Below are 23,850 nucleotides of genomic sequence, written 5' to 3'. Positions count from 1 at the left end.
GCGCGCCGGATGCCGGCCGGTCACAGGTCAGCCGGTCACAGGTCGGCCGGTCTCACCCCCACCTCCGCGGCGGCGGCCGTGCGGACGAGCTGGTCGGCTCGGCGTCGCGACAGCGCCTGCGGGTGCACGTGGATCTGGATCGCCAGCCCGTCGATCAACGCGAAGATCCGCCAGCTCGACGCCTCGGGGTCGGCGCAGGCGAAGTCGCCGGTGCGCACCCCGTCGTCGATGATCGACCGCATCAGCAGCCGGCCCTGCTGGTCGAGGCGGCGGGAGATCTGCTCCAGGTCGTGGCTGCGGATCGACTCCGCCCAGGCGTCGATCCACAGCCGCCAGCCGTCCGGCGCCGCGCCCGGCGAGCAGCGCCGCAGCAGCGTGCGCAGGCGGTCGAGCGGCGGCCGTTCGAGCCGCTCGATCGACTCCAGCGCGGTGCGGTGGATCTGGGCCGCGTAGGCGAACGCCTGGGCGAAGAGCTGTTCCTTGGTCTCGAAGTGGTAGAACAGCAGCGCCTGGCTCACTCCGGCGGCACGGGCGATGTCCAGGGTCCTGGTGTGCCCGAACCCCCGCTCCGCGATCACCTCACATGCCGCCTTGAGCAAGTCCTCACGCCGTAATCGACTGAAACCTGATGTCACAGCGGGCCACTCTAACTAGTGGCCAGAGGAGGAGTAAGGACAAAACGGGCGGGGCTATGGGAGCGTTACCACCGAGTTCGGTCAGTTGTCCCTCGCCGGTAGCCGCAGCATGAACCGGGCGCCGCTGTCGCTGTCCTCCAGCGTGAGGGTGCCGTGGTGGGCCTGGGCGATGTCCCGGGCGATGGACAGGCCCAGCCCGGTGCCCCCGGCGTCGCGGTTGCGCGAGGCGTCGAGGCGGGTGAAGCGCTGGAAGACGAGCTCGCGCTGCTCGGGCGCGATGCCGCCGCCGTCGTCGAGGACCTCCAGGATGGCGTGGCTGTCGATGCGCCGGACCGTGACGATGACCGTGGACTCGGCGTGCCGCTCGGCGTTGTCGAGGAGGTTCGTCAGCAGCCGGGCGAGCTGCAGCCGGTCACCGGTGACGCGCACGCCCGGCTGCAGGGTGGCGATGACCTTCTTGGAGCGCGACCGCGCCGTCTCGGCGGACACCAGTTCGGCCAGGTCGAGGGGCTCGCGGGTCATCGGGGCGCCGGCGTCGAGCTTGGTCAGGGTCAGCAGGTCGGTCACGATGGCCTGCAGCCGGTCCAGGCTGGCCAGCAGGGCCTTGCCGATCTCCGTCCAGTCGGCGTCGCCGGGATGCAGCATGGCCTCCTCGACCTGGGCGCGCATCGCGGTGATGGGGCTGCGCAGGTCGTGCGAGGCGTCGGAGGCGAACCTGCGCTGCTGCTCCACCGCCGCCTCCAGCCGGTCGAGCGTCTGGTTGGCGGTCTCGGCGAGCGACCGGATCTCGTCGGCCTTCTCCGACACCGGCAGCCGCATGCCGAGGTCGCTGGTGGTGATCTCGGCGAGCTTGTCGCGGATCTCTCCCACGGGGTTGAGCGTCCTGGCCACCACTCGTGACGTGCCGAACCAGGCCAGGGCCACGAGCAGCGCCGACACCCCGGCCAGGGCGACGAGCACGCCCGGATGGACGTACCAGGGCACCAGGTCGTCCGCGGCGTACACCAGCCAGTCGCCGTCCTGCTCGTACACCCGGAAGACCGACAGGAACTCGCACCGTCCGGGGAAGTACGGCAGGTCGCAGACCACGGAGGAGCGGTGGGCGCTGAACTCGCCGGGCAGCATCGTGCTCATGCGCGGCAGCCCGGCGAGGTTGGGGGTGGAGGCCATCACCTGTCCGGAGTCGTCCACGACCTGTACCCCGTCCAGGTCGCTGGTGATCACGGTGGGCAGCTCGCCGCGCTTGACCAGGTGGACGACCTCCAGCCCGGTGTTGATCACCTGGGTCTTCCGGTAGTCACCGGCGCTGCTGTGCAGGGCGTACAGCACGAACCCGTTGATCACGAGGCTGAGCAGCGCCGCGGCTGTCGCGGCGAGCAGAGTCAGCCGCGTGCGGATGGATGTGCCGAACCGTGCGATCACGCCTTTCCCCCCGGTAATCAGGTGATCACACTAGGTCGCCCAAGCTCTAATTAACGGAGATTCGACGACAAATCCGGATAAAACGTGCAGGACATTCAGCGCTAGGCGTCTCGCGCAGGGCTGGCTATTGTAAGTGAACACTGATGCCCCAGGAGGCGATGTGAACCTCGACGCGTACCGGCGCGCCGCCCGCGCCTGGCTGCAGGCGAACACGCCCTCCCCGGAGCCACCGGGCGACGACGGTGCCGACGGCGGCGTCGCCCGGGCCAAAGAGTTCATGGCCAAGCTTTATGACGCCGGATACTCGGGCATCACCTGGCCCAGGCGCTGGGGCGGGCAGGGACTCACCCAGGAGGAGGAGCGTGCCTTCGCCGCCGAGGCGCGGCACTTCGCCCTGCCGACCTACGTCTTCTCCATCGGGCTCGGCATGACCGGGCCCACCCTGGTCGACCGGGGCACCGACGAGCAGCGCGAGCGCTTCGTCCGGCCGCTGCTGCGCGGCGAGGAGATCTGGTGCCAGCTCTTCTCCGAGCCGGGCGCCGGCAGCGACGTGGCCGCGCTGCAGACCAGGGCCGTACGCGACGGGCAGGGCTGGCTGGTCAACGGCCAGAAGGTGTGGACGTCGGTCGCCCAGCAGGCCGACTGGGGGCTGCTGCTGGCCCGCACCGACGTCGAGGCGCCCAAGCACAAGGGCCTGACCATGTTCGTGGTGGACATGCGCCATCCGGGCGTGACGGTCAGGCCGTTGCGTGACATGACCGGCCGCGCCCACTTCAACGAGGTGTTCTTCGACGACGTCCCGATCCCCGACGAGCACCGGGTGGGCGAGGTGAACGACGGATGGAGCGTCGCCGTCACGACCCTGTTGCACGAGCGGCTGTCGATCTCCGCCGGCGTCGGCATGAGCGGCGGCGAGGACGACCCGTCCGGGCTGGAGGCGCTGCGCCGGACGGCCGACACGACCGACCCGCTGGTCCGTGACGAGCTCGTCGAGCTGTACATCCGCTCGCGCGCCCTGGCGCTGTTCAACCAGCGCCTCGCCCAGGAGGCCGAGGCCGGGGCCTTCCCCGGCGCCCGCGGCAGCGTCGCCAAGCTGCTGCTGGCCGAGCTGACCATGTTCCGGGCCGACCTCGCGACCCGGCTGGCCGGGCCGGCCAGCGTGGTCGGCGGCGACCCGCTCTCCCACGCCATCAGCCTCGCGCCGGCCATGTCGCTGGGCGGCGGCACCAACGAGATCATGCGCAACATCATCGGGGAGCGCGTGCTGGGGCTGCCGCCCGGGCCGCGCGTGGACAAGACCGTGCCGTTCAAGGACCTGAAGGTGGGGACGCAGGAATGACGCTCGCACAGGGCAGCCTCGCAGACGGCAGGCTCGCACACGGCAGGGTCGTGCCGGGCAGGCTCGCACACGGCAGGGTCGTGCCGGGCAGGACGGAGGGCTGGCGGTGAAGCTCGTGCTCGGCGAGGAACAGCGGCAGCTCCGCCAGGCCGTCCGGTCCTTCCTGGCGGCGGCCTCGCCGCCGCCCAAGGCGCGCGACGGCTACGACCCGGCCGTCTACGCCCGCCTCAACGGCGAGCTGGGCCTGTCCGGCCTCATCGTGCCCGAGGAGTACGGCGGGGCGGGCGCGGGCTTCGCCGAGCTGGCCGTCGCGCTGGAGGAGACGGGCGCGGCGCTGCTGCCCGGCCCGTTCCTGGCCACCGTGTTCGCCACGATCGCGCTCACCCGGGTGCCCGACAAGGACCTGCTGGCCGGCATCGCCGAGGGCCGCCTCACGGCGACCCTCGCCCGGTCGCCCGGCGGCGCCGGTCACCTCGCCGACGTGACGGCCGCACCGGCGCCCGGCGGTGGCGTGGCCGTGCACGGCGAGCTGACGCAGGTGCTGAGCGGCATGGAGGCGGACGTGCTCGTGGTGCCCGCGCTCACCGGCGACGGCGCGGTGCTCGTGGCCGTGGATCTGACAGCCGGCGACCTGACGGCCGGGGGAGTCACGCGCACCCCGCTGGAGACACTCGACGTCACGCGCGGCCAGGCGCACGTGGAGCTCGACGGGGCGCCCGGCCGGGTGCTCGGCACGCTCCCGGCCGGCGACGGAGTAAGCGACGGCGTCGGCGACCGGATGGCGGTCGCGCTGGCGGCCGAGCAGCTCGGGGTGCTGCGCGGGTCGCTGGAGGCCATCGTCGCCTACGCCAAGATCCGCGTGGCGTTCGGCCGGCCCATCGGCTCCTACCAGGGCGTCAAGCACAAGCTGGCCGACATGCACGGCAAGCTCGAACAGGCCGAGTCCATCGTCCGCTACGCCGCCTGGGCCGCCGACGCCGCACCCGGCGAGCTGCCGGCCGCCGCCGCGCTCGCCCAGGCGTACGTGGGACGCGCCTGCTTCGAGGTGGCCCGCGACCACCTGCTCCTGCACGGCGGTGTCGGCTTCACCTGGGAGCACGACGCCCACCTGTTCTACAAGCGGGCCAAGGCCGACGAGGTGCTGCTCGGCCCGCCCCGCGTCCACCGCGCCCGCCTCGCCGGCCTGCTGGAGCTGTGATGGGCGCCGACCCGCCGAGCGGCTTCTACGCCATCGCCGCCGCCGACCCGGACCGCCCGGCGCTGATCGACGACGACGGCACCCGCCACACCTACGGCGAGCTGCTCGCCCTGGTTCACCAGGTCTCCCACGGACTGCGGGCGCGCGGGCTCGGCACCGGCGACGTGGTCGCCGGGGTGCTGCCCAACGGCGTCGAGGCCGTCGTCCTGCTGATGGCCACCGGGCAGATCGGCCTGTACTACGTGCCGGTCAACTGGCACCTGACCGAGCCGGAGATCGCCTACATCCTGGCCGACTGCGACGCCAAGCTGGTCGTCGCCGCCCCCGAGTACGCGGGCAAGGTCCCCGGCGCCGAGCCGGGCGTCCGGGGCCTGGCCGAGGGGCAGCCCACGACGGCGCCCGCCGGGCGCACCGCCGGGGCCGTCATGTGGTACACCTCCGGCACCACCGGCTTCCCCAAGGGAGTGCGGCGCGCGCTGCCCGGCACCGAGCCGGAGGCGATCGTCCCGCTCTACACCTGGTTCCTCGGGGAGGTGGTCGACCTGACGCCGGGCGACGACGTCCACCTGGTGACCTCGCCGATGTACCACTCGGCGCCGTGCGCCCACACGCAGTTCGCGCTGCACCTCGGGCACACGGTGGTGATCACGCGCCGGTTCGACCCGGAGCACGTCCTGGACCTGGTCGAGCGCCACCGGGTGACGAACGCGATGATGGTGCCGACCATGCTGCACCGCATGCTCCGGCTGCCGCGGCAGGTGCGCGAGCGGTACGACGTGTCCAGCCTGCGGCAGGTGATCCACACGGCCGCCGCGTGCCCGGTGGAGGTCAAGCGGCAGATCATGGACTGGTGGGGGCCGGTGCTGTACGAGTACTACGGCTCCACCGAGTCCACCATCGCCTTCGCGGTCAAGCCGCACGACTGGCTGGCCAGGCCCGGCACCGTCGGGCGGCCCGCGCCCACGTTCGAGGCGAGGATCCTGGACGAGGACGGCCGGGAGGTGCCTCCGGGCGAGCCGGGCCTGATCTACGTCAAGTCCGGCCTCGGCCGCTTCGAGTACCACAAGGACCCCGCCAAGACGGCGGCCAGCATGCGCGGCGAGTGGTACGCCCCCGGCGACATCGGCTACCTCGACGAGGACGGCTTCCTGTTCCTGTGCGACCGGCGCACCGACCTCATCGTCTCCGGCGGGGTGAACATCTACCCCGCGGAGATCGAGGCGGTACTGCTCGACCATCCGGCGGTGGCCGACGTGGCCGTCATCGGGGCGCCGGACGAGGAGTGGGGGCACACGGTCGTCGCGATCGTGCAGCCCGCCGGCGGCGCCGAGCCCGGCCCGGAGCTGACCGCGGAGCTGCTCGCCCACTGCGCGCCGCGCCTGGCCAGGTTCAAGCACCCGAGGACGGTCGTCTACCGCGACAGCCTGCCGCGCACCCCGACGGGCAAGCTGTCGCGCTCCCGCGTCCGCGAGGCGTACCTGGCGGGCCTAGCGGGCCGCTGAGAACACCAGGTCCTCGGTGTAGCGGCCGTCGCCGAGGTAGAACGACGTCGCCAGCGTGCGGGCGGTCGTGTCGAACACCGTGCTCCAGAGCGTCCGGAACGGCGACTCCGGGATCTCGCCCTGCCGGACCGCGCGCAGCCCGTCGCGCAGGTCACGCTCCGACATGGTCACGCCCTTGCTGCGCTCGTGCAGCGTCCGGATCCGGTCGAACGTGCCGAACGTCCGCTCGTTGTCGGCGGGCAGGCTCATCGGGTCCGGGTGCAGGTGCAGCAGGTGGTTGGTGACGCACAGCGGCGCGTCGCCGCACTCGATGACGTGCTCGCCGCCGTCCCTGCCCCGCTCCCACACGAACGCCCCGCCGTGCGCGTCCGCGACCAGGTAGTGCAGGGGGACCCCGTGGTCGTACTGCTTGGCCTGCAGCAGCGCCTGCTTGGCCTGCTCGACGTTCTCGCAGGTGTCCAGGACGTACCGGGGGAGCTGGACGGCGCTGACACCCACCTGGGGGGCGGCGTCCTCGGACGGGGTGGCCTGTTCGAAGTCGGCGATGAGCAGCATGACGGCGAGCCCCGCCTCGTTCATGCCGTCCATGCAGCCGTCGAGGTCGGACATGGTGACGACGGTGGCGGCCAGGCCGTCGTCCGGTCGCGTGGTGATGACGTACGGGCGGGAGGCCATCGGCAGCTCACCCGCCTGGGGCTCCTGGCCGAGGATCTGGCTCGTGGAGAGCGTGAAGAAGTCGTAGTTGCGCGCCGCCCGGCCGTGGCCGTCGGCCGACGCGGACGGCGGGCACCACAGGGCCGAGCAGCCCGAGCCGCGCGGGACGAAGGTCAGCCCGTCGAGGGCCATGTCGTCCTGGTCGGGATCGAGGCCGAGCGCCGCGGCGGCGCCGTCCAGGCGGGCGTGGTGCTGGGGCCAGTTGTGTTCGAACCACGTCCGCCGGGCCCGGTTGACGGCCGGGTTCACGGGGACGGGCGCCCAGCCGAGCCGCCGGGCCTCCTCGGTGAGGGCCCGGCCGATCTCGACCTGGGTGCCGGTGAGCGTGAGGTGGTGCACGATCTGGAAGTCGTCGCGGGTGCCCGCGATCTGCGTCAGCTGCATGCCGTCACAGTGGCGCCCGGCGCTGACCGCGGCCTTACCGGCCGCTGACGGCGCCCCCCGCGCCCCCCGCGCCGTCGCCCGCCCCGGCCCTCCCGCCGTCACCGGGATCGTCACCCGCGTCGCCCCGGGTTCCGGCCGCGCGGCGGTAGCGCTCCGACAGCCGCAGCACGGCCCGCGCCAGCTCGGGCGGGTCGAGCACCTCGAAGTCCACGTCCAGGAAGCCCACCCAGACGGCCATGCCCGTCAGGTCCTCCCCGCCGAGCCGCAGCAGGCAGGTGCGCTCGTCCACCGGCTCGACCTTCAGCTCCGCCGGCAGGTGGCTCACCTGCTCGGCGGGGGCGTGCAGCAGCACCGTCCCGCGGTGCCGCCACATGGCCGTGTTGACGCCCCGCTCCACCCACGCGGCCATGTCGCCGCCGCCGGGCAGCTCGCGGGGGGTGAAACGCGGCCCGGACGGGACGCGTGGCGTGAGCCGGTCCACCCGGAACGTCCGCCAGTCGTGCCGCCCGACGTCGTAGCCGACGAGATACCAGCGTCCGCGCCGGTGCACCAGCCGGTACGGCTCCACCTCGCGGACCGTCGCGGTGCCGTCGTGGCCGGTGTAGTCGAAGCGGAGCCGTTCGTGGTCGCGGGCGGCGTTGGCGATGGTCGTCAGCACGTCGGGCGCGACGGACGGCGCCTGGCCCGGGATCTGCACGGTGTAGGCGTTGAGCGCGCTCACCCGGCGCCGCAGCCGCGACGGCAGGACCTGCTCCAGCTTGGCCAGGGCACGCACCGAGGTCTCCTCGATGCCCTCGACGCCGCCGCCCGCCGCCCGGCCGAGCCCGACCGCCACCGCCACGGCCTCCTCGTCGTCGAGCAGCAGCGGCGGCAGCGCGGCGCCCGCCCCCAGCCGGTAGCCGCCCGCCACGCCCGGTGTGGCGTGCACCGGGTAGCCGAGGCTGCGCAGCCGTTCGACGTCGTTGCGTATGGTGCGGGTCGTGACCCCGAGCCGGTTGGACAGCTCCGGGCCCGACCATTCCCTGTGCGCCTGCAGCAGTGACAGGAGCTTGAGCAGACGGGCCGAGGTTTCCAGCATGCCGCCAGTCTGCCCGCTATCGCGGAAGGACCGCTTCCGCGTTCACGACGAGCTTGCCGAGGTGGTGGCCGGCCTCGCTGCGCCGGTGCGCGTCCGCGGCCCGCTCCAGCGGGAACACCTCGGCGACGGGTAGCCGGACGGCACCCGCGCGGACCAGCGGCAGCACCTCGCCGAACACCTCCTCCAGGGGAACCCCCGGCGACCCGGCGGAGAAGACCGCCCCGTGCCGGGCGGCGCCCGCCGGATCGGCGATCGTCACCACCCGCGCCGGGTCGCCGGTGAGCCGGACCGACAGCTCAACCACGTCCCGGCCCGAGGCGTCCAGCACCAGGTCGACCGGGCCGGGCAGCCGCTCCTCCAGCCCGTCGCCGTAGGTCACCGGGAGCACGCCGAGGCCGCGCAGGAACGCGTGGCGCCGTTCGCTCGCCGTGCCGACGACCCGGGCGCCGCGGGCGCGGGCGAGCTGTGCGGCGACCAGCCCGACGCCGCCCGCCACGCCGTGGATCAGCAGCGTCCGGCCCGGCCCCGCGCCGAGCAGGCCCAGCGCCCGGTAGGCCGTCTCGGCGGCCACGGGCAGCGCGGCCGCCTCCTCGTCCGGCAGCCAGTCCGGCCTGGCCACCAGCTCGCCGGCGTCGGCCAGCGCGTGCGTGGCCAGCGCCCCCGACGGGACCCGGCCGAACACCGGCTGCCCCACCTGCCAGCGCGTCACGTCCGGCCCGACGGCGTCGATCGTGCCCGCCAGCTCGATGCCGGTGCCGGCCGGCCCGGCCGGCGGCGGCCCGAACAGGCCGGCGCGGATCTTCCAGTCGACGGGGTTCACCCCGGCCGCCCGGACCGCGACCCGCACCTGGCCGGGGCCCGGCTCCGGCAGCGGCACCTCCTCCAGCGCAAGCACGTCCGCGTCGCCGTGGCGGCGATGGCGCACCGCCTCCGCGGCGACCAGCAGCACCGCCTTGCCGACCAGTTCGCGGTCGGCGAGCGCGGCGTGCGCCCGCGCCGCCTCCCGCAGCGGCACGGCCATGCCGACGACCGTGGACAGCCTGCCCGCCGCCGCCTCGGCCAGGGCCCGCCCGGCGAGCCGCCGGAACTCCGCGGGCGTGAACTGCACCTGCTCCATGCCGACCAGCCGAACCCCGCGTCGCTCGGCCAGCGCCGGGTCGACGGGAGCGGGAGAGCCGCTCGGCACGCCGTAGGCGAAGAACGCCCCGCCCTGTACGACACGCTCGAACGCCGCCGCGCCCACCTCGCCGCCGACGCCGTCCAGCACGACGTCGAACCCGCCCTCGACCTCGTCGTAGCCGGCCGCCCGTGACGCGCCGAGCCGCCGGGCCGCCGCCTGCTTGGCCGCGCCCCGGGCGGCGGCCGTCACGTGCGCGCCCGCCGCCGCGGCGAGCCGTACCAGCGGCAGGCCGAGCGCGCCGCCCGCCCCCGTCACCAGCACGCGCGCGCCCGGCTTCAGCTCGGCGGCGTCGATCAGACTCAGCGCCGCGGGCCCCACCTGGACCAGCGCCGCGGCCTCCCGCAGCCGCAGCCCGTCCGGCACCGCCACCAGCGTCTCCACCGCGGCCACCGCCTGCTCGGCGTACCCGCCGCCCGGCAGCAGCGCCGCGACCCGCCGGCCGACCCAGGACGGGTCCACGCCCGGCCCGGCCGACAGGACGCGGCCCGCCACGCCGGTGCCCGGCACGTACGGCGGCTCGTTCGGGAACCACTCCCGGCCCCATCCCGAGCGCAGCTGCGCGTCCAGCGACATGACGTCCACGACCGCCACGCCGATCACCACCTGCCCCGGCCCAGCGACGGGGTCGGGCGCGTCACGGACCTCCAGCACCTCGGGGCCACCGAACCTGCTCACCACGATCGTTCTCATGGCCCCGAGTCTGCTTCCTCAAGTCTGGTTGAGGTCAACCGAAGAGCTTCTGCGCCTGCTGGATCACCGTCAGCACGGTCAGCGTGCCGAAGAAGAGCACCGACCAGACCAGCGCGGCCAGCCGGTACGACCTGATCCTGATGGCGGCGGGCAGCGCCCTGCGGTTGAGGATGATCAGCAGGATCGAGTACACGAACATCATCACCGCCGCGAAGCTCGCCGACAGCACGAGCAGGATGAGCGGCTGGTCGAAGCCGAGCAGCAGGATCGTGATGCCGACCAGCGTCATGGCCCACACCACGAGGAAGTAGACCCGGTTCACCGTGATCGGCTTGTCGCGCAGGTAGACCGTCTTGATCGTGTCGGAGGCCAGGCGGGAGCTGTAGTCGACGATCCCCATGGCGGAGGCGAACAGCGCCAGCGCCCCGATCACCCAGAACAGGACCCCGAACCACGGCCCCACCGTGCTCTGCAGCGTCTCGCCCTCGACCTTGAGGAACTCGATGCTGTTGGCCAGCCCCGGCTCACCGAACACGGTCGAGTAGGCCAGCATCGACATGAGCGCGATCGTCACGAACGACACCAGCGCGAACGTCGCCCCCTGCTCGATGTTGGCGAAGCGCCACCACTCCCGCCAGCGGGTGAGGTTGGCCTTGGTCGGCGCGAACTGGAAGCCCGTCGAGGAGGCCGCCTCCTCGTGCCCGGTGACCGGGCTGACCAGGCGCGGCACGTACAGGCCCATGCCGAAGCCCTTGTCGCGGATCCAGTTGCTCTGGCACAGGTTCTGCCCGCCGCCTGCTCCGGCGTAGGCGATGGCGCCCATGAGCACCGCGAACTCCAGCGGCGGCACCGGGAACCGCGCCCCCACGGTCAGGCCGCGGCCGAGCTGCACCCAGCTCTCGGCCGTGATGGCGAACACGACCGCCACCACGATGAGGATGGCCACCAGGGCGATCTTCACGAAGATCACCCGCTCCAGTGCCACGTAGATGACCGGCGCCAGCGTCAGTGCCAGCGCGATGACCAGCAGCATGCCGATCGCGATCCAGCGCACGCTGCCCTCGGCCGCGCCGGTGAGGTAGCCGACCATGGTGGCCGACGTGGTGACCCAGCCGGGCCACAGGTTGGACGCCAGCGCCATGAGCACGAAGACCAGGCCCCAGTGCCGCCACATCCGGCTGAACCCGGTCAGCGCCGTCTCGCCGGTGGCCAGCGTGTAGCGCTCGATCTCCATGTTGATGAACCACTGGGTGACGATGCCGATCAGCGCGCCCCAGATGAAGATCAGCCCGACCTGGGAGGCGATGTACGGCCAGAGGATGAACTCACCCGACGCCAGCCCCACTCCCGCGCCCACCAGGCCGGGGCCGATGATGCGCCAGGCGTGGCGCGGCGGCTCGGGCAGGTCGCGGACGATGACGGGGGGCAGGATCTTCGCAGGAACGGTGGGAGTGAATTCCGACATCGCGGATCTCCTATGTTCGACGTGCGTGAACGTCACCTTACAGAGATCGCCAACAGGAGTGGAATAGTCAGTCGACCACGATGTACGCACCTTCGCCGGTGAAGCCCGCCACCCGCCCGCCGCGCGCCATCAGGCCGCCCAGCACCTCGCGCACGGCCAGCCGCCACGCCCGGCCCGCACCCGGATCCTCCTGCCGCAGCGTCTCGATGTCGCGCGGCGTCGCGACCAACACCGCGGGCCCGTCCGCGCGGCCGGCCACCGTGCCGCCGACCACCGCGCGCCCGGCCACCGCGCGCCCGACCACCGGGCGCTCGTCCCGCGCCTCCACCCCCACGGCGTACGGCGGGCCGGGCGGCCCGGCGGGCTGCCCGGCCAGCTCCCACACGGTCAGCAGCCGGTCGGACTCGTCGCCCTTGTTGATGGCGTCGTCCATCACGCCGTAGAAGTTCTCCAGGTAGGCGGTGGGCCGGGCGCCGAGCTTGGCCAGGTTGAACCGGGCGTTGCGGCGCACCAGCGGGTCGAACGTCCAGCTGATCCGGCCGAGGCCGCGCTCCAGGCACCACGCGCGCTGGTGCAGCTTGAGCGCGTAGCCGACGCCGCGCCCGGCCCGCGCGCCCGTCACGTGGGAGTGCAGGGTCCCCTCGGCGGCCCGGAAACCGACCGACGCCCCGGCCAGCTCGTCGCCCCGGAAGGCGCCGGCCACGTAGCCGCCCGCGTGCGCGAAGGTGATCATCAGCTCGACGGGCACCGGCGGGTCGCCCGGGCTGAAGTGCCAGATGTCGTCGAAGAGCTGGTACACCGCCTGGAACTCGCCGATCCGGCGCAGTTCGCGGACCGTCACCCCGGCCCGGTCGGCCGCCTCCAGCGCGGCCTTCCTCACCTCCGACATCCCGGCTCTCCTTCCTCCGCGCCGCCTTCCGCGCCGCCCGCCGTGCCGTCCCCGGCGGCACCTGACGCGTCGCCTGTGGTGCCGCTCTCGTGGGTGGCGAGCACGTGGCCCGCGCACCGGCCGTCGGCCCGGGCGGTCAGGCGCCCGCCGCTCACCCGTACCGCCGTCTCCGTGTCGTCGTCCGGCGCCGGCAGGCCGGCCGCCGCGGCGACGGCGCCCCGGTCGTCGCACACCACCCGCACCGGCGGCCACGCGGCCGGGGGCACCGCCCGCCGCAGGTGCTCGCCGAGCCGGGCCAGCGCCAGCCGGGCCAGCGGGCCCAGCTCGTCGGGGTCGCCGGTCACCACGACGGCCGCGACGGGCCCGCCCGGCGGGACGGCGCGCAGGACGTCCTCCAGGGCGGACAGCCGCCGCAGCCCGAGGAAGACGACCAGGCCGTCACCGGCGAGCCCGGCGGGCGTGCCGCGCAGCGCGTCGGCGACCGGCGGCGGCGCCCACGGGACGTCCACGGGACGGGGCCGCACCCGCGCCATCGGGGCCAGCGGGGCGGGCCCGAGGTCGAGGTCGGCCAGCCGCTCGCAGGCGCCCACCACGTCGGCAGGCCGGACCAGCTCCGGCGAGACCGCCGCCAGCTCGGACGCGCCCTGCAGCACGGTCAGCGCCGCGCCGGCCACCCGCACCAGCCGCCGCCCCCGCGCGCCGCCGAGCCGCTCCAGCGCCAGCCCGAACAGCGTCGCGTGCAACGTCAGGAGCTGCGCGTACGCCTGGCGGCTGGCCTCCTCGGCCTGCACCAGCGGCAGCAGGTCACGCTCCAGCCGGCCGAACACGGCACGGGCGCCGCCCGCCTGCCGGAAGCCGCCCGCCTGCCGGAAGTCGCCTCCGCCGCCCGCGAGGGCCTCGGCGACCCACGTCCGGGCCACGGCCTCCAACGCCCCGCGCACCGTGCCGTCCGCCACCCAGTCCGGCACTCCGTCCGCCACCCCGTCCGGCACTCCGGCCGTCACCAGGTCAGCGGCGGCGGCGGGACGGTCGGCGAGAGCGGCGAAGAAGAGGGCGCGCTTGCCCGGGAAGTTGGAGTAGACGGCCCCCCGCGTCAGCTCCGCCCGCTCGGCGATGTCGTCGATCCTGACGTCGCCGAACCCCCGCCCGGCGAACTCCTCGCGCGCGGCCGCCAGGATCCTCGCCCGGTTGCGTTCCTGGGACTCGGCCCGCGTGATCCTCGCCACCGCACCACGATAGCGCCGGAGGTCAGGCCAGCCGTTCGCCGAGGAACCGGTGGACGTTCCCGCCGACGATCTTGGCGACGTCCTTCTCCGGGAGGCCGCGCCGCAGCAGGCCCTCGGTCACCATGGGCAGCCCCGCCGGGCCCTCCAGGCCGGGGACGGACGTCTTCGGATCGACGCCGCGGGCGTTGAGACCCTCGCAGCACGGCGGCGTCAGGTCGTCCATGACCTCGCGGATGAAGTCGGGCCCGAGCCCCACGTGGTCGATGCCGGCGACGTCCGTGACGTGCTCGATGTGGTCGAGCAGGTGGTCGAGCCGGGCCTCCTCGGGCCGGTCCGTCAGGAACGGGGCGAAGAAGTTCACGCACACCACGCCGCCCGTCGCGGCGACGCCGCGCAACTGCTCGTCGGTGAGGTTGCGGTGGTGGTCGCGCAGCGCGCGAGCCGAGGAGTGGGTGGCCATGACCGGCTTCGCGGCCAGCTCCAGCACGTGCGCCACGCCGGAGGCGCCCAGGTGGGAGATGTCGAAGACGATGCCCAGCCGTTCCATCTCACGCAGGGCGGCGACTCCGGCGGAGGTCAGGCCGCTGCCGGTGGAGTCCTCGCCGCTGCCGTCGGCGAGCGGCGTGCGGCCCCAGTGCGCGATCGAGGCGATCCGCACGCCCAGCCGGTGCACGGTCGAGACGAGCTCCACGTCCGCGTCGATGCCGGGCATGCTCTCCATCGCGATGACCAGCGCGATCAGGCCGTCGTCCAGTGCCCGGTCGATGTCGGCGCCGGTCAGGCAGATCCGCACCCGGTCGGCGTTGCCCTCGGCGATCACGTGCGCGCACTCGATCATGCGCAGGGTCTGCCGGAGCGCTCCCTCGGGACGGTACTGGTCGTCGATGAACACCGGCAGCACCTGCAGCCCGACCCCGCCCTCGATGAGCTGCGGCAGCCAGCGCTCCCGGAAGAACGAGGCCCACTGGCCGGCCGGCCTGGCCGAGACCGCCATCAGCAGGTCGTTGTGGGTGTCGGCCACCACGGTCCGCTGGTGCAGGGGTGTCGTCATGGCATGGACCTTACCGCCCGGCCGCACCGCTCAGGCTCGGCGGTACGCGGGCAGCGGCGGCCGGGCCGTCAGCCTGCGGTAGAGGGCGGCCGGGCCGGGCCAGTTGTTGGTGACGCGGCCCTCGGGCGTCTTGTACCAGCTCTGGCAGCCGTTCACCCAGACCATCCGCACCATCGCGCGGTCGAGCTGCCGGGTCCACGCCGCCATCGCCTCCGGTCGCACTTCCAGCGGGCCGTGCCGCGGCAGCGCGCGCAGGCAGGCCATGATGTGGCGCACCTGGCACTCGATCATGAAGACGATGGAGTTGTGGCCGAGGTTGGTGTTCGGGCCGTACAGCAGGAACAGGTTCGGGAAGTGCGGTACCGAGATGCCCAGGTAGGCGTGGGCGCCGACGTTCCACTGCCCGGCGAGCGCCCGGCCGTCGCGGCCGGTGACCTCGATCGGGGCGAGGAACTCCGTGGTCCGGAAGCCGGTGGCGTAGACGATGGTGTCCGCCTCGTGCGTGCCCCCGGTCGTCTCGACGCCTCCGGGGACGATCCGGACGATCCGCTCCGTCACGACGTCGACGTCCGGCCGGGTGAGCGCCGGGTAGAAGGCGCTGTCGATGACGACACGCTTGCAGCCCGGCGGGTAGCCGGGGGTGAGCTTGGCGCGCAGCTCCGGGTCGGCGACCTGGGCGCGCAGGTGCGCGCGGGCACGCCGTTCCAGGACGGCCGCGCTCCATCCCCCGGCGAGCGCGGGGTAGAGGGTGTTCTCGACGTAGCGGAAGAGCCAGCCCCGGTACGCCCGCTGGAGGCCGGGGACCAGGCGTAAGGCCAGCCTGGCGGCCGGGCCGAACGCGGCGTCGGGCTTGGGGATCACCCAGTTGGGGGTGCGCTGGAAGACCGTCAGATGGCCGGCGCGCTCGGCGACGCGGGGGATGAGCTGGGCGGCGGACGAGCCGCTGCCGATCACCGCCACGCGCCTGCCGGTGAGGTCGTGATCGTGGTTCCAGCGGGCCGAGTGGAACGAGGTGCCCCGGAAGCCGGACATCCCGGGGATGTCGGGGAGGCGGGGACGGTTGAGCTGGCCCACTGCCATGACGACCGCGTCGAACGTCTCGCTGTCGCCGCCGGCCGTGCCGAGATGCCAGCGGGCGCCGTCGAAGGAGGCGCGCACCACCTCGGTGTTGAAGCGGATATTTCGCCTGACGTCGTACTTATCGGCGCAATGCTCTAAATAGGCCAAAATTTCGGACTGCTCGGGGTAGCGGCGCGTCCAGCTCCCGTACCGCTCGAACGAGTACGAGTACAGGTGCGACGGGATGTCGCAGCCCGCGCCCGGATAGGTGTTGTCCCGCCAGGTGCCCCCGAGCCCGGCCGCCTTCTCGAAGACCGTGAACGAGCCGATCCCCGCCCGCCGCAGGCGGATGGCCAGGCACAGCCCGCCGAACCCCGCTCCGACGATCGCGATCCTGGGTGCCATGCCGCCCTCCGGGTGGTACGTCAGGGTGCCCGCGCAACTGCCCGCACGGTACACCGAACGCCGTTCGGACGATACCCCCGCGGATCCCGATAGTCTGCGCAGGTGGCTGCAGTGACGCTGGCGGATGTGATCAAGGAGCTCGAGGCGGCCTACCCGCCCGCCCGGGCCGAATCCTGGGACGCGGTGGGCCTGGTGTGCGGTGACCCGGCCGCACCCGTGCGGCGGGTGCTGTTCGCGGTCGACCCGGTCGGCGCCGTCGTCGAGGAGGCGCTCGCCTGGAACGCCGACCTGCTCGTCACCCACCACCCCCTCTACCTGCGCGGCACCACGACCGTCGCCGCCGACACGCCCAAGGGCCGGCTCGTCCACACCCTCATCAAGCACGACATCGCCCTCTACACCGCCCACACCAACGCCGACGTGGCCAACCCGGGCGTCTCCGACGCGCTCGCCCGCGCCGTCGGGCTGGTGGGCGACCTGGTGCCGTTGCGGCCGTTCCCCGACGACCCGTGGCGCGGGCTCGGCCGCATCGGCGACCTGCCCGCGGAGACCACGCTGGAGGAGTTCGCGGCCCAGGCCGCCGCCGGGCTGCCGAAGACCGCGTGGGGCATCCGCGTCGCCGGCGACCCGTCGCGCCGCGTCTCGCGGGTCGCCGTCAGCGGGGGAGCGGGCGACTCGCTGCTGGACACGGCCCGTGCCGCCGGAGTGGACGTGTTCCTCACGGCGGACCTGCGGCACCATCCGGCCAGCGAGTTCGTCGAGGCGGGCGGTCCCGCCCTCGTCGACGCCGCCCACTGGGCCACCGAGTGGCCCTGGCTCGACAGCGCCGCGTCGATCCTGCGCGACGGTGGCGTTACCGTTGAGACGCGCGTCTCCGCCACGGTCACCGATGCTTGGACACGAGGATACTGATCATGAAAGCAGCCCCTGAGGCCCAGAAGCGACTGCTCGACCTGGCAGAGCTCGACTCCGCTGCCGACCGGCTGGCCCACCGCCGCCGCACCCTGCCCGAGCTGGCCGAGATCGAGGAGCAGTCCAAGCGCTACGCCAAGCTCGCCACCGAGGTGATCGAGGCGGAGACCGAGGCGAGCGACCTGGCCCGCGAGCAGACCAAGGCCGAGAGCGACGTCGACACGGTCCGCGCCCGCGCCGACCGCGACCAGAAGCGGCTCGACTCCGGCGCCGTGACCTCGCCCAAGGACCTGGCGGGCCTGCAGTCGGAGATCGCCTCGCTGCAGCGCCGCCAGGGCGACCTCGAAGAGGTCGTGCTGGAGATCATGGAACGCCGCGAGGCCGCCGACAGCAAGGTCACCGACCTGCGCGCGCAGCGCGACGAGCTGGCCGCCACCCGCGCCGCCGCCGAGGACCGCCGCGACGCCGCGCTCGCCGAGATCGACAAGGAGGCCGCCGAGGTCCGCTCCCGCCGCGGGGCCGTCTCCGCCGACATCCCCGCCGACCTGCTGGCGCTGTACGAGAAGCTGCGCGACCAGTACGGCGTCGGCGCCGCCATGCTGCACGGCGGGCGCTGCCAGGGCTGCAAGGTGGCCCTGTCCATCGCGGAGATGAACCGCATCAAGGCCGCCCCGCACGACGAGGTGCTGCGCTGCGACGAGTGCCGGCGCATCCTCGTCCGCACCCCAGAGTCGGGCCTGTGACCTCCTACGTCATCGAGGCCGACGGCGGCTCGCGCGGCAACCCGGGGCCCGCCGGTTACGGCGCCGTGGTCCGCGACGCCGCCGACGGGCAGGTCCTGGCGGAGACGGCCGAGGCGATCGGCGTCGCGACCAACAACGTGGCCGAGTACCGAGGGCTGATCGCCGGGCTGCGGGCGGTGCTCGACCTCGCGGGCGAGGGCGCGTCCGTCGCGGTGCGGATGGACTCCAAGCTGGTCATCGAGCAGATGGCCGGCCGCTGGAAGATCAAGAACGAAGGGCTGCGACCGCTGGCGCTGGAGGCCGGCGAGCTGGCCCGGCGGCTGCGGGTGACCGAATGGACCTGGATCCCCCGCCACCGCAACGGCCACGCCGACCGCCTGGCGAACGAGGCCATGGACGCCGCCGCCAAGGGCCTCGCCTGGAAGGCCGGCGGCACCACCGCCTCGGGCACCGGCACTCCGGGCGCGTCCGGCGTCCCCGGCGGAGGCGCCGCGGGCGCCCCCACGCCCGGCACGACCCTCTCCGCGGCCGGTGCGCCCGGCCTGGCGGAGCAGACAGACCTGCTCGACGTCGCCGAGGCCGCGCCGCCCGGGACTCTCGCCGCCGACCTCTCCGGCCCCGCCGCCTCGGTGGCCGCCGCCCAGCAGCGCGCCACCGGCCAGGCCAAGGGCACCGGCTGGGCGCCCCCCACCCGGGTGGCCACCTCCCTCCTCCTGCTCCGGCACGGCGAGACCCCGCTGTCCGTCGAGCGCAGGTTCTCCGGCCTGGGCGACGCCGAGCTGACCGCCAACGGCCTCGCCCAGGCGGCCGCCGCGGCCAGGCGGCTGTCCCGCGAGCCGTACCATCTCGACGCCGTCGTCAGCTCGCCGCTCAAGCGCGCCCGGCAGACCGCGGAGGCGGTGGCCCGGAGCGCCGGCCTCGACATCGACGTGGACGAAGACCTCAGGGAGACCGACTTCGGCGCCTGGGAGGGTCACACGTTCACCGAGATCCAGCGCCGCTGGCCGGCCGAGCTGGACGCCTGGCTCGCCGACCCCGACGTCCCGCCTCCCGGCGGTGAGAGCTTCGCCGAGGTCGCCGCCCGGGTGCGGCGGGCGGAGGAGCGCCTGGTCGAACGGTACGAGGGCCGGACGGTCCTGGTGGTCTCGCACGTGACGCCCATCAAGACGCTGCTGCGCCTCGCCCTGATGGCGCCGCCCGAGGCGCTCTACCGGATGCACCTCGACCTGGCCTGCCTGTCGCTGATCGAGCACTACGCCGACGGCCGCAGCGTGGTGAAGTCGTTCAACGACACCTCCCACCTGCGCTGACCCGGTCCGCCCCGGCGAACGTGGTGGCGGCCGTACCCAAGGTGCACCCGGGCACGGCCGCCGTTGCGCCACCGCCCCCCTCAGGCGATGGACACCCGCATTCCACCGCAGGGATCTTGCACGCCGCTAGGAGATCGCTTGAGTCCTGGTAACCTTCCCAGTGGACGAGCCGGTCGGGCGACCGCGTCGGGCCTCACGGCCCGCCGAGGAAGGTCCGGGCTCCACAGGGCAGGGTGGTCGGTAACACCGACCCGGGGTGACCCGCGGGACAGTGCCACAGAAAACAGACCGCCTCCCGCTCGCGGGAGGTAAGGGTGAAACGGTGGTGTAAGAGACCACCAGCGCCCACGGTGACGTGGGCGGCTCGGTAAACCCCACCCGGAGCAAGGTCAAGAAGGGCCGCTCTTCGGAGCGACCCGCGCGCGGCGCCTGAGGGCTGCCCGCCCGAGCCGCGCGGGTAGACCGCTTGAGGCCGCCGGCAACGACGGCCCTAGATGGATGGTCGCCCCTTCGCACGAAGGACAGAACCCGGCCTACAGACCGGCTCGTCCCTTTCACCCCTCTGGCCAGGGGCTGAGGGTTCATGCTTCCTTCTTGTTCCGGCTCTGTTCCGCCAGGTCTTTCTCGATCTTAGCGTCGATCGCGCCGCGTCCGAGGTCCTCGTCGTCCGGGAACAGGTACCCGTACGTGTCGAACGTCTCGCTGATGGTCGCGTGGCCGAGACGGCGCTGGATGCTCTTCGGGTTGAGGTTCGCCGCGATCAGGGTCGAGGCGTAGTAGTGGCGGAGGTCGTGGAACCGCGTCCCCTTGGGAAGGCCGGCCTTCTCGACGGCCTCGCGCCAGCAGTCTCCGAACGAGGAGCGCCGGGGGATCTTGCGGATGCGGTTGGTGATGAGCACCCCCTCGGGCCCAGGGGAGTAGCGCTGCATATGCCCCGTGATCTCCGCCAGGACGCCGTCATCGACGGGCAGGGTCCGCCGCGACGCCTTCGTCTTCAGCTCGACGAGAGCGCCCTTCTGCGCCTGCTGCTCGATGCGGATGCGCCGCTTGAGACGACCCTGGCCTCGGTGAGGCCGAGCGCCTCACCTTCCCGTAAGCCGAGGCCGAACCCTAGCCAGACCGCCAGGCGGTACCTCGGCGTGATGGCGTCGGCGAGCGCCAGCACGGACTGGGTCGGCAGAGGCTCCACGACGCGAGCCTCCACCCGGGGGAGTGGAACCCGCAGGCAGGGATTGGCGGGGACGACGCCGTCGTCCACCGCCGCCTGCATGAGCGCACGCAGGACGGCGAAGACCGTGCCGACCGTCGAGGGCGCGAGCGAGCCCTTCAGGGTGGCGACGAAGCTCTTCATGTCGGTACGGGCGAGCGAGCCGATCCGCCGGTCGCCGAACGCCGAGTAGATGTGGGTGTTGAGCACACACCGAGGTCACCGCGCGGCAGGTCCAGCGCGGGCTACAGAAGCGGTTCGACACCGCAGAGGACGTCGCCCGCGTGCTCTCGCTCCTGGAGGACTACGGCTATCTCCGACTCATGGAGGCGGCCCCAACGGGAGGGCGCAAGTCACTTCGGTACGCGGTCAATTCCCAGGTCTTCGATGACACGGCGACAAAAGCCTCGTAGAGGCATGTTGACCTGGGCTGATGGATGTCACCGGCAGGGGTGACAATGGCGGTGACACCGGGCTTCCCGGGACGACAAAACGGTGGTCGCCCAATGTCACCCACCCCGATGACAATTGTTCGCCCAGGTTAGCCGGCCTGCCCTTGGCCCGCGTCATCCCATTGTCATCCCAGCAGATGACACCGTTGACGCAGATCAGAGGGCGCATAGCCCCTTCTGTCACCGCTTCTACGAGCGGCTCGACTCGGCCTTCGCCCGGCGGGACTGGCCAGACCTTGAGACCGCGCTGGCCCAGGCAGAGACCGTGAAGGCTGTGGCGAAGGCGGTTCACAGCACGGCACGAGTCCATCGTGAATGGAACAGCCACCGAGTCGGAGCTCAGCGAGACATGCTCGGCGGGAGATAACGGGTTTGAGACGTATGCGCGCTGGGCGTGGTTGCAGCGTCACGCTAGAGGAGTGACGGCCTCTCCTCCTCAGCCGGGTGAGCCACGACCTCGGCGCTGGCCGCGGGTGCTGGTCTGGACGGCGGCCCTGGTGACGCTGCTGGCCGGCGTGGCCGGGTTCTTCGTGGCTGACCCGCTGGACCTCCCCACAGATCTGCTGGACGTGCTTGACAAGCGCGCCAGCGTGATCAGCATGGTGGCCGGGCTGCTGTTCGGTGGGCTAGGGGTATGGCTGCAACGACGTCCGCCTTCCGCTCCCGCGTCCTCACCGCCGGAACCGAGCAGGGCCCTGGAGCCAGCGGACATGACAGCGCCACGGACGCCTGCTCGACCGTTCCACCTGATGCCACGCCCGCTGCACCTGGTCGGCCGTGATGAGACGCTACCCAGCCTGCACGACCGCCTGGCCAACGCCTCGACGTTGCCCTACTGGGTGGCGGTCCATGGCCTGGGCGGCATCGGCAAGACTAGCCTGGTAGCCGAATACAGCCACCGCTACCAGCACGACTACCAACTGGCATGGCATCTGCCCGCCGAGGATCCCACCGTGTTGTCGGCCGCGTTCGCCGAGTTAGCCGCCCACCTCGGCGTGCAGCAGGCTGACCGGGCTGATCCCGTACGTCAGGTGCACGCTGTACTCGACGCCCATCCTGGTCGATGGCTGCTGATCTTCGACAACGCGCCCGACGCCGAGGCCCTCCACGGCCTCCTGCCGCCCACCGGCTCCGGGCATGTCCTGATCACCAGCCGGTCGGGGAGCTGGCCGGACCCGCACGGCCTGGAGTTGCCCGTTCTGGACTCCGGTCCGGCCACCGCCTTCCTGCTGGAGCGCAGCGGTTGCGAGGATGCGCAGGCGGCGGCCGCCGTGGCGGCCAAACTCGGCGGCCTGCCACTGGCGCTGGAGCAGGCCGGCGCCTACATGGCCGAAACCGGCACCGACCCCAGCGGCTATCTCGACCTCTTGACCCGCCACCGGTCGGCACTGCTCGCCGAGGGCAAGCCCTGGGGCTATGCCGAGAAGGTCACCTCCACCTGGCAGGCCGCCTTCGACCAGCTCACCACCACCCACCCGCAGGCGATCGCCCTGCTACGGCTCCTGGCCTGCTACGCGCCTGAGGACATCCCTTACCACCGCTTACTCGACGACCTCACCGTTGACTCGCTCGTCGAACTCGGTGATGGCAAGGGCGCCAAGAGACAGCTGAGTCTGCTCCCCGCTGGACGCCTGCAGGTAAACACCACGATGGCCGCGCTGCGCCGCTACTGCTTGATCAGCCGACCGCATGGCGGGCTGGTCTCGATGCACCGCCTGGTCCAGGCTGTCACCCTCGATCAGCTCACCAACGGCCAGCGCAACGCCTGGTCTGCCGTCGCCAACACCATCCTGGAGCAGGCCCTGCCCGGCACACCCTACGTACCTGCCGCCTGGCCTGATTACCGGCGCCTGCTGCCGCACGGCCTCACCGTCCTGCCTCCCGGGTCTGATGGCCTCCTCGAAATCTCCAGATATCTCGGCGCCGCCGGCGACTTCCGAACCGCCCGCACTCTGGCCAGGCAGCTGTGCGACCATCGCACCGAACACCTCGGCGCCGAGCACCCCGACACCCTGACCGCCCGGCACGACCTCGCCTATTGGACGGGGGAGGCGGGGGATGCGTCCGCCGCCCGCGACCAGTTCGCCGCCCTGCTCCCCATCCGCCAACGCGTCCAGGGTGCTGACCACCCCCACTCCTTGGAGACCTCACATCATTTCGCTATCTTCACCGGGCTGGCGGGGGACGCGGCCGCCGCCCGCGATCAGCTCGCCGCCCTGCTCCCCATCCGCCAACGCGTCCAGGGCGCCGAACACCCCGACACCCTAAGGACCCGACACGACTACGCCGACTGGATAGGGGATGCAGGCGATGCGGCCGCCGCCCGCGATCAGCTCGCCGCCCTGCTCCCCATCCGCCAACGCGTCCAGGGCGCCGGGCACCCCGACACCCTAAGGACCCGACACAATCTTGCCCATTTCACCGGGCTGGCGGGGGACGTGGCCGCCGCCCGCGACCAGTACGCCGCCCTGCTCCCCATCCGCCAACGCGTCCAGGGCGCCGAGCACCCGCGCACGTTAGACACATGGCACCAGCTCGCCTACTTCACCGGGCTGGCGGGCGACGCGGCCGCCGCCCGCGACCAGCTCGCCGCCCTACTCCCCATCTGCGAACGCGTTGAAGGCCCTGAACATCCCGAAACCCTAACCGTTCGACACGCCCTCGCCCGCTTCACCGGGCTGGCGGGCGACCCGGCCGCCGCCCGCGACCAGTACGCAGCGCTGCTCCCCGTACGCGAGCGAGTCCTGGGCACCGACCACCCCCACACCTTGGCCAACCGACACAGCCTCGCCCACTGGACGGGGCAGGCGGGGGATCCGGTCGCCGCCCGCGACCAACTGGCCGCCCTGCTGCCCATCCGCGAGCGAGTCCTGGGCGCCGACCACTCCGATACGTCGGTTACCCGGCACGACCTCGCCGACTGGACCGGGCGGGCGAGGGACGCGGCCGCCGCCCGCGACTAGGCCCCCGCTCCTGAACGTGTCCCCAG

19 protein-coding genes and 1 other RNA gene are annotated in these 23,850 nt (G+C 72.9%); 8 read left to right on the top strand and 12 right to left on the bottom strand.

All coding sequences use genetic code 11. From position 1 onward, the window contains the following. Positions 1–35: 35 nt before the first annotated feature. Together FHU36_RS29050 and FHU36_RS29045 are read right to left on the bottom strand one after the other, a co-directional pair. Positions 36–635, bottom strand: coding sequence for a TetR/AcrR family transcriptional regulator (locus FHU36_RS29050; RefSeq protein WP_185086946.1), 600 nt, complete (start codon positions 633–635; stop codon positions 36–38). 81 nt (positions 636–716) lie between these two features. Further along, on the bottom strand, positions 717–2,057 hold the full coding sequence (locus FHU36_RS29045; RefSeq protein ID WP_312891901.1) for a sensor histidine kinase: 1,341 nt from the start codon (positions 2,055–2,057) through the stop codon (positions 717–719). 160 nt (positions 2,058–2,217) lie between these two features. Here FHU36_RS29045 and FHU36_RS29040 point away from each other — a divergent pair, with 160 nt between their 5' ends. From FHU36_RS29040 to FHU36_RS29030, 3 genes are all read left to right on the top strand, one after another. After that, positions 2,218–3,396, top strand: a complete 1,179-nt coding sequence (locus FHU36_RS29040; protein ID WP_185086945.1) for an acyl-CoA dehydrogenase family protein — start codon at positions 2,218–2,220, stop codon at positions 3,394–3,396. Positions 3,397–3,502: 106 nt separating this feature from the next. Continuing rightward, the gene (locus tag FHU36_RS29035) at positions 3,503–4,594 is read left to right on the top strand and encodes an acyl-CoA dehydrogenase family protein (RefSeq protein WP_185086944.1); all 1,092 of its coding nucleotides are present in this window, start codon (positions 3,503–3,505) and stop codon (positions 4,592–4,594) included. Then, positions 4,594–6,096: an AMP-binding protein gene (locus tag FHU36_RS29030; RefSeq protein WP_185086943.1), complete on the top strand. Its 1,503-nt coding sequence runs from the start codon at positions 4,594–4,596 to the stop codon at positions 6,094–6,096. The genes FHU36_RS29035 and FHU36_RS29030 overlap by 1 nt, the downstream gene beginning before the upstream one ends. Here FHU36_RS29030 and FHU36_RS29025 read toward each other — a convergent pair. The 8 genes from FHU36_RS29025 to FHU36_RS28990 all read right to left on the bottom strand — a co-directional run bounded on the left by FHU36_RS29025 (position 6,082) and on the right by FHU36_RS28990 (position 16,237). Then, a complete protein-coding gene (locus tag FHU36_RS29025; RefSeq protein WP_221496615.1) occupies positions 6,082–7,194 on the bottom strand; it encodes a C45 family autoproteolytic acyltransferase/hydrolase in 1,113 nt (370 codons plus the stop codon). The two genes, FHU36_RS29030 and FHU36_RS29025, sit on opposite strands and share 15 nt — an antisense overlap. A 34-nt stretch (positions 7,195–7,228) precedes the next feature. Then, positions 7,229–8,272, bottom strand: a complete 1,044-nt coding sequence (locus tag FHU36_RS29020; RefSeq protein WP_185086942.1) for a helix-turn-helix transcriptional regulator — start codon at positions 8,270–8,272, stop codon at positions 7,229–7,231. Positions 8,273–8,288: 16 nt separating this feature from the next. After that, positions 8,289–10,142 (bottom strand): zinc-binding dehydrogenase, encoded by a 1,854-nt coding sequence (locus FHU36_RS44970; RefSeq protein WP_246502597.1) that lies wholly within the window; start codon positions 10,140–10,142, stop codon positions 8,289–8,291. Positions 10,143–10,176: 34 nt separating this feature from the next. Then, entirely contained in the window at positions 10,177–11,607 is a 1,431-nt protein-coding gene (locus FHU36_RS29010) for an Nramp family divalent metal transporter (RefSeq protein WP_185086941.1), read from the bottom strand. Between the two features lie 67 nt (positions 11,608–11,674). Next, entirely contained in the window at positions 11,675–12,496 is an 822-nt protein-coding gene (locus tag FHU36_RS29005; protein ID WP_185086940.1) for a GNAT family N-acetyltransferase, read from the bottom strand. Beyond that, positions 12,484–13,722 carry a TetR/AcrR family transcriptional regulator gene (locus tag FHU36_RS29000; protein WP_185086939.1) on the bottom strand — a complete coding sequence of 413 codons (1,239 nt, stop codon included), beginning with the start codon at positions 13,720–13,722 and terminating at the stop codon, positions 12,484–12,486. The genes FHU36_RS29005 and FHU36_RS29000 overlap by 13 nt, the downstream gene beginning before the upstream one ends. 22 nt (positions 13,723–13,744) lie before the next feature. Beyond that, on the bottom strand, positions 13,745–14,773 hold the full coding sequence (locus tag FHU36_RS28995) for a dipeptidase (RefSeq protein ID WP_185086938.1): 1,029 nt from the start codon (positions 14,771–14,773) through the stop codon (positions 13,745–13,747). A 30-nt stretch (positions 14,774–14,803) separates the two neighbouring features. Beyond that, on the bottom strand, positions 14,804–16,237 hold the full coding sequence (locus FHU36_RS28990) for a flavin-containing monooxygenase (RefSeq protein ID WP_185086937.1): 1,434 nt from the start codon (positions 16,235–16,237) through the stop codon (positions 14,804–14,806). Positions 16,238–16,348: 111 nt separating this feature from the next. On the opposite strand from FHU36_RS28990, the gene FHU36_RS28985 reads away from it, so the two are divergent. The 4 genes from FHU36_RS28985 to rnpB all read left to right on the top strand — a co-directional run bounded on the left by FHU36_RS28985 (position 16,349) and on the right by rnpB (position 19,754). Next, on the top strand, positions 16,349–17,149 hold the full coding sequence (locus FHU36_RS28985) for a Nif3-like dinuclear metal center hexameric protein (RefSeq protein WP_185087716.1): 801 nt from the start codon (positions 16,349–16,351) through the stop codon (positions 17,147–17,149). A 2-nt stretch (positions 17,150–17,151) separates the two neighbouring features. Beyond that, a complete protein-coding gene (locus FHU36_RS28980) occupies positions 17,152–17,892 on the top strand; it encodes a zinc ribbon domain-containing protein (protein WP_185086936.1) in 741 nt (246 codons plus the stop codon). Next, positions 17,889–19,202, top strand: a complete 1,314-nt coding sequence (locus FHU36_RS28975; RefSeq protein ID WP_185086935.1) for a bifunctional RNase H/acid phosphatase — start codon at positions 17,889–17,891, stop codon at positions 19,200–19,202. Before FHU36_RS28980 ends, FHU36_RS28975 begins: the two co-directional genes overlap by 4 nt. 165 nt (positions 19,203–19,367) lie before the next feature. Beyond that, an RNA gene (rnpB, locus tag FHU36_RS28970) (RNase P RNA component class A) lies at positions 19,368–19,754 on the top strand. Between the two features lie 29 nt (positions 19,755–19,783). Here the strand turns inward: rnpB and FHU36_RS28965 are convergent. After that, positions 19,784–20,173 (bottom strand): tyrosine-type recombinase/integrase, encoded by a 390-nt coding sequence (locus tag FHU36_RS28965; protein WP_376774178.1) that lies wholly within the window; start codon positions 20,171–20,173, stop codon positions 19,784–19,786. A 23-nt stretch (positions 20,174–20,196) separates the two neighbouring features. Then, entirely contained in the window at positions 20,197–20,619 is a 423-nt protein-coding gene (locus tag FHU36_RS28960) for a site-specific integrase (protein ID WP_185086934.1), read from the bottom strand. 991 nt (positions 20,620–21,610) lie between these two features. Here FHU36_RS28960 and fxsT point away from each other — a divergent pair. After that, positions 21,611–23,824, top strand: coding sequence for an FxSxx-COOH system tetratricopeptide repeat protein (gene fxsT, locus FHU36_RS28955; RefSeq protein WP_185086933.1), 2,214 nt, complete (start codon positions 21,611–21,613; stop codon positions 23,822–23,824). Positions 23,825–23,850 lie beyond the last annotated feature (26 nt).

The organism is Nonomuraea muscovyensis, assembly GCF_014207745.1.
Classification (GTDB): Bacteria; Actinomycetota; Actinomycetes; order Streptosporangiales; family Streptosporangiaceae; genus Nonomuraea; species Nonomuraea muscovyensis.
This window is presented reverse-complemented; position numbering and strand designations above follow the sequence as displayed.